The organism is Pseudomonas sp. G7(2022) (assembly GCF_052660475.1).
Map to the genome: position 1 here is coordinate 3,784,603 of NZ_CP109659.1, position 12,247 is coordinate 3,796,849.

Genomic DNA, 12,247 nt, shown 5'->3' on the forward strand with positions numbered 1-12,247 from the left:
ATCAGTTGCCGAGGGTCAAACCGTTCGCCGGCAACGGCAAAGCGGTCTTGTAGCGCACCTGCTTGAGTGCAAAGCTTGACCGTATGTTCGCCACGCCCGGTACCTTGGTCAGAAAGTCCATCATGAAGCGCTCGAGCGACTGAATGGTCGGCACCAGTACCCGAATCAGATAATCCGGGTCGCCGGCCATCAGGTAGCACTCCATAACTTCCGGGCGGTCGGATATCGCCTCTTCGAAATGCTGCAAAGCTTCCTCCACCTGCTTCTCCAGGCTGACGTGAATGAACACGTTCACGTGCAGCCCGAGCAGGTCGGCATCGAGCAGGGTCACCTGCTCACGGATCAGCCCCAGTTCTTCCATCGCCTTGACCCGGTTGAAGCACGGCGTCGGCGACAGATTGACCGAACGGGCCAGATCGGCGTTGGTGATGCGCGCATTCTCCTGAAGGCTGTTGAGAATGCCGATGTCGGTACGGTCCAGTTTGCGCATGAGACAAAACCACCTGTTTTTTATGTTTATGCAGAATTTCTATCTGCAAATGATCTCCAGCGCAACGAAACAGAGAGAAATATTCTTCTTGCCCGGGCCTATGATTGTTGTAGGACAAGATTTCTTTTATCGAAGAATGACTGCCAGCTCACTACAAGAAATTCACAAGATCGAGCGTAGAAGCCATGACCCAAGCGTATGAACCGCTGCGTCTGCACGTCCCTGAACCCTCGGGCCGCCCAGGCTGCAAAACCGACTTCTCCTACCTGCATCTGACCGATGCCGGCACGGTGCGCAAACCTTCCATCGACGTTGAACCGGCCGACACCGCCGACCTGGCTCGTGGCCTGATCCGCGTGCTCGACGACCAGGGCAACGCCCTCGGCCCATGGGCCGAAAACGTGCCGGTCGAGATCCTGCGCAAAGGCATGCGCGCCATGCTCAAGACCCGGATCTACGACAACCGCATGGTGGTCGCCCAGCGTCAGAAAAAAATGTCGTTCTACATGCAGAGCCTCGGGGAAGAAGCCATCGGCAGCGCCCAGGCCCTGGCCTTGAACATCGACGACATGTGCTTCCCGACCTACCGCCAGCAAAGCATTCTGATGGCTCGCGACGTGCCATTGGTCGACCTGATCTGCCAACTGCTGTCCAACGAGCGCGACCCGCTCAAGGGTCGTCAGCTGCCGATCATGTACTCGGTCAAGGACGCCGGTTTCTTCACCATTTCCGGCAACCTCGCCACTCAATTCATTCAAGGCGTGGGCTGGGGCATGGCTTCGGCGATCAAGGGCGACACCAAAATCGCCTCGGCCTGGATCGGCGACGGCGCCACCGCCGAATCGGACTTCCACACCGCCCTCACCTTCGCCCACGTTTACCGTGCGCCGGTGATCCTCAACGTGGTCAATAACCAGTGGGCAATCTCGACCTTCCAGGCCATCGCCGGTGGTGAAGCCACCACCTTCGCCGGACGCGGCGTCGGTTGCGGCATCGCCTCTCTACGGGTTGACGGCAACGACTTCTACGCGGTCTACGCCGCTTCCGCCTGGGCCGCCGAACGCGCCCGCCGCAACCTCGGCCCGACCATGATCGAATGGGTCACCTACCGCGCCGGCCCGCACTCGACCTCCGACGATCCGTCCAAATACCGCCCTGCCGACGACTGGAGCCACTTCCCGCTGGGCGACCCGATTGCCCGCCTGAAACAGCACCTGATCAAGGTCGGCCACTGGTCGGAAGAAGAGCACGCCGCCGTCAGCGCCGAGCTCGAAGCCGAAGTGATCGCTGCACAGAAAGAGGCCGAACAGTACGGCACCCTCGCCGGCGGCCAGATTCCAAGCGCCGCGACCATGTTCGAAGACGTCTACAAAGAGATGCCGGAGCACTTGAAGCGCCAGCGTCAGCAGTTGGGGATCTGACATGAACGATCACAACAACAATATTCAGTTGGAAACCGCCATGACCACGACCACCATGACCATGATCCAGGCCCTGCGCTCGGCCATGGATGTGATGCTTGAGCGTGACGACAACGTGGTGGTGTTCGGCCAGGACGTCGGCTACTTCGGCGGCGTGTTCCGTTGCACCGAAGGCCTGCAGGCCAAGTACGGCACCTCGCGGGTGTTCGACGCGCCGATCTCCGAGAGCGGCATCGTCGGTGTCGCCGTGGGCATGGGCGCTTATGGCTTGCGACCTGTCGCTGAAATCCAGTTCGCCGACTACGTCTACCCGGCGTCCGACCAGATCATTTCCGAAGCCGCCCGCCTGCGTTATCGCTCGGCCGGCGAGTTCACTGCGCCGATGACCCTGCGCATGCCCTGCGGCGGCGGCATCTACGGCGGCCAGACCCACAGCCAGAGCATCGAGGCGATGTTCACTCAGGTCTGCGGTCTGCGCACCGTCATGCCGTCCAACCCGTATGACGCCAAAGGCCTGCTGATCGCCTCCATCGAAAACGATGACCCGGTGATCTTCCTCGAGCCGAAACGCCTGTATAACGGTCCGTTCGACGGCCACCACGACCGCCCGGTAACCCCGTGGTCGAAACACCCGGCCGCGCAAGTGCCGGACGGTTACTACACCGTGCCGCTGGACGTCGCTGCCATTACCCGTCCGGGCAAGGACGTGACCGTCCTGACCTACGGCACCACCGTGTACGTGTCGCAAGTCGCCGCCGAAGAATCCGGCGTGGATGCCGAAGTCATCGACCTGCGCAGCCTGTGGCCGCTGGACCTGGAAACCATCGTCAAATCCGTTAAGAAAACCGGCCGTTGCGTCGTGGTACATGAAGCCACCCGCACCTGCGGTTTCGGCGCCGAGCTGGTGTCGCTGGTGCAAGAGCATTGCTTCCACCACCTGGAAGCGCCGATCGAACGCGTCACCGGTTGGGACACCCCCTACCCGCACGCGCAGGAGTGGGCGTATTTCCCTGGGCCGTCCCGAGTGGGCGCGGCGCTGAAACGGGTCATGGAGGTCTGAATGGGCACGCACGTTATCAAGATGCCGGACATCGGCGAAGGCATCGCAGAAGTTGAACTGTCGCAATGGCACGTCAAGGTCGGCGATCTGGTGGTTGAAGATCAGGTGCTGGCCGACGTGATGACCGACAAGGCGATGGTAGATATCCCGTCGCCAGTACACGGCAAGGTGATCGCGCTGGGCGGTCAGCCGGGTGAAGTGATGGCAGTCGGCAGTGTGCTGATCAGCATCGAGGTTGAAGGTGCGGGCAATCTGAAGGAGTCCGACAAGCCAGCTCCCGTTGCGGCGAAGGAAACACCTGTCGCACCGAAAGTTGAAGCTGTCGTTGAAAGCAAACCCGCCGCGCCACGTACGGCTGCGGTTTGCCAGGGCCCGATGGTTGCCCGTGAAGCCAATGAACGCCCGCTGGCCTCGCCCGCCGTGCGCAAACATGCGCTGGATCTGGGCATTCAATTGCGTCTGGTGCGCGGTTCCGGTCCAGCCGGTCGTGTATTGCACGAAGACCTCGAGGCTTATCTGGCCCAAGGTCAGTCGAACGCTTCGGCGCCGGTCGCCGCCGCGTACGCCCAGCGTAACGATGAAGAACAGATTCAGGTTATCGGCATGCGCCGCAAGATTGCTCAGCGCATGCAGGACGCGACTCAGCGCGCTGCACACTTCAGTTATGTCGAAGAAATCGATGTCACCGCGATTGAAGAACTGCGCGCCCATCTGAACGAAAAACACGGCGCCAGCCGTGGCAAGTTGACCCTGCTGCCGTTCCTGGTGCGCGCGCTGGTTGTCGCCCTGCGTGACTTCCCGCAAATGAACGCCCGTTACGACGACGAAGCCCAGGTCATCACCCGCCTCGGCGCGGTGCATGTCGGCGTCGCCACCCAAAGCGATGTCGGCCTGATGGTGCCGGTGGTGCGTCATGCCGAAGCGCGCAGCCTGTGGGACAGCGCGGCGGAAATCGCCCGTCTGGCCACTGCAGCCCGCAATGGCAAGGCCAGCCGCGATGAGCTGTCCGGTTCGACCATCACCCTGACCAGCCTCGGCGCCCTTGGCGGCATCGTCAGCACCCCGGTGCTGAATCTGCCGGAAGTGGCCATCGTCGGCGTCAACAAAATCGTCGAACGGCCGATGGTCGTCAAAGGCCAGGTGGTGATCCGCAAGATGATGAACCTCTCCAGCTCCTTCGATCACCGCGTGGTCGACGGCATGGACGCGGCGCTCTTCATCCAGGCCATTCGTGGCCTGCTCGAACAACCCGCGACCCTGTTTGTGGAGTGATGGCATGCAAACTCTGAACACCACGCTGCTGATCATCGGCGGCGGTCCTGGCGGTTACGTGACGGCCATTCGGGCCGGGCAACTGGGCATTTCGACCATTCTGGTCGAGGGCGAATCGCTGGGCGGCACCTGCCTGAATATCGGCTGCATTCCGTCGAAAGCGCTGATTCATGTGGCCGAACAGTTTCACCAGACTCAACACCACAACCAGCATTCGGCACTGGGCATCAGCGTTTCGGCGCCGACCCTCGACATCACCAAAAGCGTCGAATGGAAGGACGGCATCGTCGATCGCCTGACCACCGGCGTCGCCGCGTTGCTGAAGAAGCACAAGGTTCAGGTCATCAACGGCTGGGCCAAAGTCATCGACGGCAAGACCGTGGAAGTCGGCGATACCCGCATCCAGTGCGAGCATCTGGTGCTGGCCACCGGCTCGAAAAGCGTCAACCTGCCGATCCTGCCGATTGGCGGGCCAATCATCTCGTCCACCGAAGCGCTGGCACCGAAGTCGGTACCGAAACGTTTGATCGTGGTCGGCGGTGGTTACATCGGCCTGGAGCTGGGCATTGCCTATCGCAAGCTCGGCGCCGAGGTCAGTGTGGTCGAGGCGCAGGATCGGATTCTGCCGGCCTACGACGCCGAACTGACCCAACCGGTGCACGACGCGCTGAAGCAACTGGGCGTGAAGCTGTACCTCAAGCACAGCGTGCTGGGCTTTGACGGTACGTTGCAGGTGCGCGATCCGAACGGCGACACCCTGAACCTGGAAACCGATCAGGTGCTGGTGGCCGTCGGTCGCAAACCCAATACCCAGGGCTGGAACCTCGAAGCGCTGAACCTGGACATGAATGGTTCGGCAATCAAGATCGACAGCCGCTGCCAGACCAGCATGCGCAACGTCTACGCCATCGGCGACCTGAGCGGCGAGCCGATGCTGGCCCACCGCGCCATGGCCCAGGGCGAGATGGTCGCCGAGCTGATCAGCGGCAAACGCCGCGAATTCAACCCGACCGCCATCGCTGCCGTGTGCTTCACCGACCCGGAACTGGTCGTGGTCGGCAAGACGCCGGATGAAGCCAAGGCGGCGGGACTGGACTGCATCGTGTCGAACTTCCCGTTCGCGGCCAATGGCCGGGCGATGACCCTGGAATCGAAAACCGGTTTCGTGCGAGTGGTCGCCCGTCGGGACAATCATGTGATTGTCGGCTGGCAGGCGGTGGGTGTCGGGGTCTCGGAATTGTCGACCGCGTTCGCCCAAAGCCTGGAAATGGGTGCGCGACTGGAAGACATCGGCGGCACCATCCATGCGCACCCGACCCTGGGTGAAGCGGTGCAGGAGGCGGCGTTGCGTGCGCTTGGGCATGCGTTGCACCTGTAAAAAACCGCTGCGGGGGAGTTTTTTCATAAGCAGGCTAATAAATCTGCGGCTCCCCCCATCGCCCGGGCTGCGAAACCGCTCAAGAATGAAGTATTGTTGTGCCCATCCAAAAAAACGTCAGAAGCCTTGAACCGCTTCGGCGGTTGTTCAGTGATAGAGGGTGTCATGGGTAACGAAAGCATCAACTGGGACAAGCTGGGTTTTGACTACATCAAGACCGACAAACGCTATCTGTCGTACTTTCGCAATGGCGAGTGGGACAAAGGCACCCTGACCGAAGACAACGTGCTGCACATCAGCGAAGGCTCCACTGCCCTTCACTATGGCCAGCAATGCTTCGAAGGCCTGAAGGCCTATCGTTGCAAGGACGGCTCGATCAACCTGTTCCGTCCGGACCAGAACGCCGCGCGCATGCAACGCAGCTGCGCCCGCCTGCTGATGCCGCATGTGTCCACCGAGCAGTTCATCGAAGCGTGCAAGCAAGTGGTTCGCGCCAACGAGCGCTTCATCCCGCCTTACGGCACCGGCGGCGCGCTGTACCTGCGTCCGTTCGTGATCGGCGTGGGTGACAACATCGGCGTGCGTACCGCACCTGAGTTCATCTTCTCGGTGTTCGCGATCCCGGTCGGCGCCTACTTCAAGGGCGGCCTGACCCCGCACAACTTCCAGATCTCCACCTTCGACCGCGCCGCGCCACAAGGCACCGGTGCCGCCAAGGTCGGTGGCAACTACGCCGCCAGCCTGATGCCGGGCTCCCAGGCCAAGAAAGCGCACTTCGCTGACGCCATCTACCTGGATCCGCTGACCCACAAGAAGATCGAAGAAGTCGGTTCGGCCAACTTCTTCGGGATCACCCACGACAACAAGTTCGTGACCCCGAACTCGCCGTCGGTACTGCCGGGTATCACCCGTCTGTCGCTGATCGAACTGGCCAAGTCCCGTCTGGGCCTGGAAGTGGTCGAAGGCGACGTGTTCATCGACAAGCTGTCGGACTTCAAGGAAGCCGGTGCCTGCGGTACTGCTGCGGTGATCACCCCGATCGGCGGCATCAGCTACAACGACCACCTGCACGTGTTCCACAGCGAAACCGAAGTTGGCCCAGTGACCCAGAAGCTCTACAAAGAGCTGACCGGCGTGCAGACCGGCGACATCGAAGCGCCAGCAGGCTGGATCGTCAAGGTCTGATCTGACAGCCATATGCACAAAAGCCCCCATCGAGTGATCGATGGGGGCTTTTTTATTCGCCTCGCTCGCTGGCCTTCATGGCAATCCGTTTGCCCGCACGACCGGCAATTCCGCTCGCCTGTCCGTTCTGCTGCTTGCCCATTCGTGCCTGGGTAATCAATCCGGGAATCAGCTCCCCCTCCGGCAGGTTCTTCCAGAACCGCATTGGCAAATGCCCCTGCATGACTTTCTCGTTCAACCGCGCCGGGTTGAAGATGTGGCTGTAGTACGTCAGCCATAAGTCACCGTGGGGATCATCGACGTTCTGCGCCAGTTGCTGCCATTCCACTGGGCATTGGCGTTGATGGATCAGTTGTTCGCCATCGTAATAAACCCCATCACGCGGCGTGGCGATCAGCCAGCGATGACGCCCCATGCGCCCGATGAAGTGTTCGCTGGCACTGCGCAGAATGTCGTGAGCCGCTTCGTGCCACGCCACGTATTGCGGGCCCGGCAGCTCTGGCGGGCGCTCGATGAAACGCACAAACGCATGCAGATGATGGGCTTCGCGTTGCACCTGCTTGATCCGCCGTTGCAACTCGCTGCCCAGCTTGTCGCCGGCCATCATTGCCGTGCGATCGCCATGGCTGACCCGCCACAGCACTTCATAAAGCAGACTCCAACGCTGATCCCCACGGTAGCGTGATGCTTGTTCGAGGGTGTCGAGCAACGCGCGTGGAATACGCGCCTGAAACGGTCCCTGCCCTTCGGGTACCGACACGTCACTGGCAAACAGATCACTCACCCCTTCCGAAGCCCAGCTCACCAGACTCGGATCGATTTCATGGCTGAGCAGCCAGCGGGCCTGTCGGCGCCAAGTGTCGAACAGGTCGTCGCAGTCGAGATTGATCATCCCCACAGCCCCATCTGCTGCGGCATCGGCCGGTCGCGCAACTGCTGATAGAGCATCTGACTGGTGACCTCCGCTTGCTGCGGGTGATAGTCGCTGGTGATGATGAATGGCTTGGCCTTGGCCAGCACACAGCGCATGCGGGCTACGTCTTCGTAGCGAATGCGCCGCTGCCGACGCAGCTCCACCAGACGTTCGGTGGTCCGTAGGCCGATGCCGGGAATGCGTGAGATCAACGCCGGTTCGGCGCGATTGAGGTCCAGCGGAAACACCTCGCGGTTCTGCAGCGCCCAGGCCAGCTTCGGGTCAATGTCCAGCGCCAGATTGCCCGGCCCCTGAAGCAACTCACCGGCGCTGTAGCCGTAACTGCGCAACAGAAAATCCGCTTGATACAAGCGGTGCTCGCGCATCAGCGGCGGCGCCGCCAGCGGTACACTTTTCGGGCTGTCTGGAATCGGGCTGAATGCCGAGTAATAGACCCGGCGCAAACGGAAGTTGCCGTACAAGGCCTGGGCGCTGTGGAGGATGGTGCTGTCGTCGGTGTCATCGGCGCCGACGATCATCTGCGTGCTCTGTCCGGCCGGGGCGAACTTCGGGGCGCGGGGTTCGTTGAGCACGGTCTGTACGCCGGTGTAGATCGTGTTCATCGCCTGCTTGATCGAGCCGATCTGCTTCTCCGGCGCCAGGGTTTGCAGGCTGGCATCGGTGGGCAATTCGATGTTGACGCTCAGGCGATCGGCGTAACGCCCGGCCTCTTCGATCAGAGCGGGATCGGCGTCAGGAATGGTCTTGAGATGGATGTAGCCACGGAACTCATGTTCTTCGCGCAACAGCTTCGCGACACGCACCAGTTGCTCCATGGTGTAGTCCGCCGAACGAATGATCCCCGAGCTGAGAAACAACCCGCTGACGCAATTGCGCCGGTAGAAGTCCAGGGTCAGCGTCACCACTTCCTCTGGCGTGAAACGCGCCCGCGGCACGTCGCTGGAGCGGCGGTTGACGCAGTATTGGCAGTCGTAGAGGCAGAAATTGGTCAACAGGACCTTGAGCAGCGACACGCAACGCCCGTCCGGCGTGTAGCTGTGGCAGATGCCCATGCCGTCGGTGGAGCCCAGCCCGCTCCTGCCCTCGGAGCTGCGCTTGGGCGCGCCGCTGCTGGCGCAGGAGGCGTCGTACTTGGCGGCGTCGGCGAGGATGCTGAGCTTGTCGATGATTTGCATGGTACGGACTCGATACTGTTCGCATATACAGTATAGAGTCCGTCCACGGGCCACAAGCCGTAAAACGACCCTTTGTCAGTCAGACGTTTTACAGTCGAGTGTCAGCTGCGATGGTCGAGGATTTGGGCATCGGGACAGGCTGCATCGCTTCGGGCAATTGCACCCCGAACCGCGCCGCCATTTCCTTACGCCCCACCGCCGTCAACGTCAGCGCCCGACTGTCCAGATCCTGCGTCACCCATTTGCGCTTCAACGCTGTCTGCAGCAAAGCCGCTCCAAGTGATCCACCCAGATGTGGCCGACGCATGCTCCAGTCCAGGCATGGGCAGGCAAAGCGTCGACGCAGGGTCGACAAATCCCTGACCTCGACTCCCAGCCCTTCGAACAGCACCTCTCCGCTCGCGCTCAAGCGGTAGGCCTGCTCATCGGTTTCCATCAGCCAACCACCCTCCAGCAATCGGTCATGCAGCAACACCGCCAGCGTCCCGGCCATGTGGTCGTAACAGGTGCGGGCAAACTGCAGACGGTCCGGTGTATGCGGTTTGAAGGTCGGCGCAGGGCTCTGACCAATCACCATCAGCGCTTCCAGTGCCTGGGCCACGCGCTTGTCGGCGAGACTGTAATAACGATGGCGGCCCTGCACGTGCAGGCGCACCAGCGCCAGTTCCTTGAGTTTGGCCAGGTGCGCACTGGCGGTCGAGGCGCTGACGTCGGCAAGAGTCGCCAGCTCCGTGGCGGTGCGGGCGTGGCCGTCCATCAGCGAGCACAGCATTTTCGTTCGCGCCGGTTCCGCGATGGCGGCGGCCACTTGCGAGACGCCGATGTCTGGATGTTCTGCGTGCATATTTCGCTCCCGGACGAATCATCGCCCTCAAGGACTGCAGATAGTAGCAACACTTTCCCCACCGACAAGGTTGCGATCCATGGACCCGATCATCGCTGCGACTCACGCCGATCCCTATCCCTACTACGCCGAACTGCGCGCGGCGGGAGGTCTGACCTTTCATCACGAAGTGAAACTGTGGGTGGCCAGCAGTGCCCGGGCGGTTTGCGCCGTCCTGGCGAATCCGGATTGCCGGGTACGTCCGGTGCAGGAGCCGGTGCCCAAGGCGATTGCCGATGGCATGGCGGGCAAGGTGTTCGGCCAGTTGATGCGCATGAATGAAGGCGAGAGTCAGCGCTGCCCCCGTTCGGCCATTGAGCCGCCACTCGGGCTTATCAAGGACGAAGCTGTCAGGGCGCTGGTCGCCGCAAGGTTGATCACCCACGATGCCGACGGCTTATATAAGGCAATGTTTCGCGGGCCGGTGTGCGTGGTTGCGGCGCTGCTCGGATTCTCCCCGGCGCAAGCGCGAACGATCAGTGAGCTGACCGCGGATTTTGCAGCGTGCCTGTCACCGCTGAGCAATGACTTGCAACTGGCGGCAGCCCATCGAGCGGCGGAGCAATTGCACGGTGACTTCATTGAATTACTGGCAGATCCGAACCCGTTTCTCGCCGACATTCAGCAGCGCTTTTCAGGCGAAGAAGACGCACTGATCGCCAACCTCATCGGTCTCTGCTCGCAAACCTTTGAAGCCACCGCCGGACTGATCGGCAATGCGCTGGTGGCGTTGCAGCGACAGCCGGAATTACGCGACGCATCGGTAGACTCGCTGTTGGCCGAAGTCCAGCGCTTCGACCCATCGGTGCAGAATACCCGGCGGTTTGTCGCGAACACCTGCGAAGTCGACGGCGTGCGACTTGAAGCGGGCGACGTGATTCTGGTGTTGCTCGCCTCAGCCAACCGCGACCGGGCACTGAATAAAAACCCTGATCAGTTTCTGCCGGATCGCCCCAACCGCCGCAGCTTCACGTTCGGCAGCGGCCGTCACCAATGCCCGGGGCAAAGGTTGGCGCTGACGATTGCCAGCGCCACCGTAGGTGAAATCCTCGCCCATGACATCGACCTGAAGCGGTTCGTCTGGCACTACCGCCCTTCCCTCAATGGGCGGATTCCATTGTTTTGCGAGGCAACGAGTTAAGCGTTTCGCAATTCGATCGTCAGGTGCGACAACTCATGCACAGGCGCCAGTCGCTCGCGAATCGCCTCGGCCGTTACGCCCGCAGCCGCCACCACACTGACAATCGCTGCCCGCGCCTGCGGGCCGACCTGCCAGACGTGCAGGTCGCTGATGCGCACGTCGTCGGAGGTTTCCAGCAGTTCACGGATCTCTTCGGCCACCGGTTCATCGGTGGTGTCGAGCAGTACGGCGGCGCTGTCACGCATCAGGTTCCAGGCCCATTTGGCGATGACGATGGAACCGACGATGCCCATCACCGGGTCCATCCAGACCCAGCCCAGATAACGGCCGGCAAGCAGCGCGGCAATCGCCAGCACCGACGTCAACGCGTCCGCCAGTACATGCACGTAGGCTGAACGCAGGTTGTTGTCGTGATGATGGTGATGACCATGATCGTGGCGATGGCCGTGGTCATGATGACCGTGATGGCCGGCCAGCAGAAAAGCGCTGAGCAGGTTGACGCCCAGACCGACCACGGCGATCAAGGTTGCTTCGCCGAACGCCACACTGGTGGGCTCGAACAGGCGGAAAATCGACTCCCCGGCAATGCCCAGCGACACCAGCCCCAGCACCATGGCCGAGGCAAAACCCGCCAGATCGCCGACCTTGCCGGTGCCAAAACTGTAACGGCGGTTGTTGGCGTTACGACGGGCAAAACCATAGGCCGCCGCCGCGATGCCAAGGGCGCCGGCGTGGGTCGCCATGTGGAAACCGTCGGCCAGCAGCGCCATGGAACCGGTGAGGTAACCGGCGGCAATCTCGCCGATCATCATCACAAAGGTCAGGACCACCACCCACAGGGTGCGACGGGCGTTTTCATCGTGGGAGGCGCCAAGAAACTGGTGGTCATGGGAAAAATCATCAGCCTTGAGAGTCATGATTTTGGTACTCACTTGGAATAACGGCGGATGGCTTGCAACAACTCTTCCACGCCCTGGGCGCGGGCTTCGTCGCTAAGGTCGGGATGGGCGACATGCTCGCGGGCGTGGGCCTCGATGAACTGCTCCATCAAACCATTGACCGCGCCGCGAATCGCCGCCATCAGGTGCAACGTCTTGGCACAATCGGCCTCGGACTCCAGCGCCCGTTCAACCGCCTGAACCTGCCCGGCAATACGCCGGACCCGATTGAGCAACTCGCCTTTGTGTTCGTGCGTGTGCGACATACCTATACCCCCTACCCCTATATGGCGAGCATAGTCGCTGTTCGGATCGAAAGGGGCAAGGCCTGCTTTCGACCGTCTGTCGCGGCTTGAAATTTTGATGTGGA

General features: G+C 61.5%; 12 protein-coding genes. 6 read left to right on the forward strand and 6 right to left on the reverse strand.

All coding sequences use genetic code 11. The features are described 5' to 3' along the window. Position 1 precedes the first annotated feature (1 nt). Complete coding sequence (gene bkdR / locus NE357_RS17060; protein WP_007915088.1) at positions 2 to 490, reverse strand: Bkd operon transcriptional regulator BkdR; 489 nt, start codon at positions 488 to 490, stop codon at positions 2 to 4. 185 nt (positions 491 to 675) lie between these two features. On the opposite strand from bkdR, the gene NE357_RS17065 reads away from it, so the two are divergent. The 5 genes from NE357_RS17065 to NE357_RS17085 all read left to right on the forward strand — a co-directional run bounded on the left by NE357_RS17065 (position 676) and on the right by NE357_RS17085 (position 6,806). Next, the gene (locus tag NE357_RS17065) at positions 676 to 1,911 is read left to right on the forward strand and encodes a 3-methyl-2-oxobutanoate dehydrogenase (2-methylpropanoyl-transferring) subunit alpha (RefSeq protein ID WP_169430854.1); all 1,236 of its coding nucleotides are present in this window, start codon (positions 676 to 678) and stop codon (positions 1,909 to 1,911) included. 1 nt (position 1,912) lies between these two features. Further along, on the forward strand, positions 1,913 to 2,971 hold the full coding sequence (locus NE357_RS17070; protein WP_085698142.1) for an alpha-ketoacid dehydrogenase subunit beta: 1,059 nt from the start codon (positions 1,913 to 1,915) through the stop codon (positions 2,969 to 2,971). Then, positions 2,972 to 4,243 carry a dihydrolipoamide acetyltransferase family protein gene (locus tag NE357_RS17075; protein WP_169430855.1) on the forward strand — a complete coding sequence of 424 codons (1,272 nt, stop codon included), beginning with the start codon at positions 2,972 to 2,974 and terminating at the stop codon, positions 4,241 to 4,243. Positions 4,244 to 4,247: 4 nt separating this feature from the next. Continuing rightward, positions 4,248 to 5,621, forward strand: coding sequence for a dihydrolipoyl dehydrogenase (lpdA, locus tag NE357_RS17080; protein ID WP_169430856.1), 1,374 nt, complete (start codon positions 4,248 to 4,250; stop codon positions 5,619 to 5,621). A 165-nt stretch (positions 5,622 to 5,786) separates the two neighbouring features. Further along, on the forward strand, positions 5,787 to 6,806 hold the full coding sequence (locus tag NE357_RS17085; RefSeq protein ID WP_085698139.1) for a branched-chain amino acid aminotransferase: 1,020 nt from the start codon (positions 5,787 to 5,789) through the stop codon (positions 6,804 to 6,806). Positions 6,807 to 6,858: 52 nt separating this feature from the next. On the opposite strand, the gene NE357_RS17090 is transcribed toward NE357_RS17085, so the two are convergent. The 3 genes from NE357_RS17090 to NE357_RS17100 form a co-directional block, all read right to left on the reverse strand. Beyond that, entirely contained in the window at positions 6,859 to 7,698 is an 840-nt protein-coding gene (locus NE357_RS17090; RefSeq protein WP_169430857.1) for a TIGR03915 family putative DNA repair protein, read from the reverse strand. Next, the gene (locus NE357_RS17095; protein ID WP_169430858.1) at positions 7,695 to 8,915 is read right to left on the reverse strand and encodes a putative DNA modification/repair radical SAM protein; all 1,221 of its coding nucleotides are present in this window, start codon (positions 8,913 to 8,915) and stop codon (positions 7,695 to 7,697) included. Before NE357_RS17095 ends, NE357_RS17090 begins: the two co-directional genes overlap by 4 nt. A gap of 88 nt (positions 8,916 to 9,003) precedes the next feature. Further along, a complete protein-coding gene (locus NE357_RS17100) occupies positions 9,004 to 9,759 on the reverse strand; it encodes an ArsR/SmtB family transcription factor (protein WP_169430859.1) in 756 nt (251 codons plus the stop codon). A gap of 79 nt (positions 9,760 to 9,838) precedes the next feature. Between NE357_RS17100 and NE357_RS17105 the strand changes: the two genes are divergently transcribed. Then, on the forward strand, positions 9,839 to 10,939 hold the full coding sequence (locus NE357_RS17105) for a cytochrome P450 (protein ID WP_169430860.1): 1,101 nt from the start codon (positions 9,839 to 9,841) through the stop codon (positions 10,937 to 10,939). On the opposite strand, the gene dmeF is transcribed toward NE357_RS17105, so the two are convergent. Together dmeF and NE357_RS17115 are read right to left on the reverse strand one after the other, a co-directional pair. Further along, entirely contained in the window at positions 10,936 to 11,856 is a 921-nt protein-coding gene (gene dmeF, locus NE357_RS17110) for a CDF family Co(II)/Ni(II) efflux transporter DmeF (RefSeq protein ID WP_169430861.1), read from the reverse strand. The genes NE357_RS17105 and dmeF overlap by 4 nt on opposite strands. 11 nt (positions 11,857 to 11,867) lie before the next feature. Then, positions 11,868 to 12,143, reverse strand: a complete 276-nt coding sequence (locus NE357_RS17115) for a metal/formaldehyde-sensitive transcriptional repressor (RefSeq protein WP_065258432.1) — start codon at positions 12,141 to 12,143, stop codon at positions 11,868 to 11,870. Between the last annotated feature and the right edge of the window lie 104 nt (positions 12,144 to 12,247).

Bases quoted from the DNA above. Each gene is read 5' to 3' on its own strand.
- bkdR (WP_007915088.1), bottom strand. From the start codon at position 490: ATGCGCAAACTGGACCGTACCGACATCGGCATTCTCAACAGCCTTCAG.
- NE357_RS17065 (WP_169430854.1), top strand. From the start codon at position 676: ATGACCCAAGCGTATGAACCGCTGCGTCTGCACGTCCCTGAACCCTCG.
- NE357_RS17070 (WP_085698142.1), top strand. From the start codon at position 1,913: ATGAACGATCACAACAACAATATTCAGTTGGAAACCGCCATGACCACG.
- NE357_RS17075 (WP_169430855.1), top strand. From the start codon at position 2,972: ATGGGCACGCACGTTATCAAGATGCCGGACATCGGCGAAGGCATCGCA.
- lpdA (WP_169430856.1), top strand. From the start codon at position 4,248: ATGCAAACTCTGAACACCACGCTGCTGATCATCGGCGGCGGTCCTGGC.
- NE357_RS17085 (WP_085698139.1), top strand. From the start codon at position 5,787: ATGGGTAACGAAAGCATCAACTGGGACAAGCTGGGTTTTGACTACATC.
- NE357_RS17090 (WP_169430857.1), bottom strand. From the start codon at position 7,698: ATGATCAATCTCGACTGCGACGACCTGTTCGACACTTGGCGCCGACAG.
- NE357_RS17095 (WP_169430858.1), bottom strand. From the start codon at position 8,915: ATGCAAATCATCGACAAGCTCAGCATCCTCGCCGACGCCGCCAAGTAC.
- NE357_RS17100 (WP_169430859.1), bottom strand. From the start codon at position 9,759: ATGCACGCAGAACATCCAGACATCGGCGTCTCGCAAGTGGCCGCCGCC.
- NE357_RS17105 (WP_169430860.1), top strand. From the start codon at position 9,839: ATGGACCCGATCATCGCTGCGACTCACGCCGATCCCTATCCCTACTAC.
- dmeF (WP_169430861.1), bottom strand. From the start codon at position 11,856: ATGACTCTCAAGGCTGATGATTTTTCCCATGACCACCAGTTTCTTGGC.
- NE357_RS17115 (WP_065258432.1), bottom strand. From the start codon at position 12,143: ATGTCGCACACGCACGAACACAAAGGCGAGTTGCTCAATCGGGTCCGG.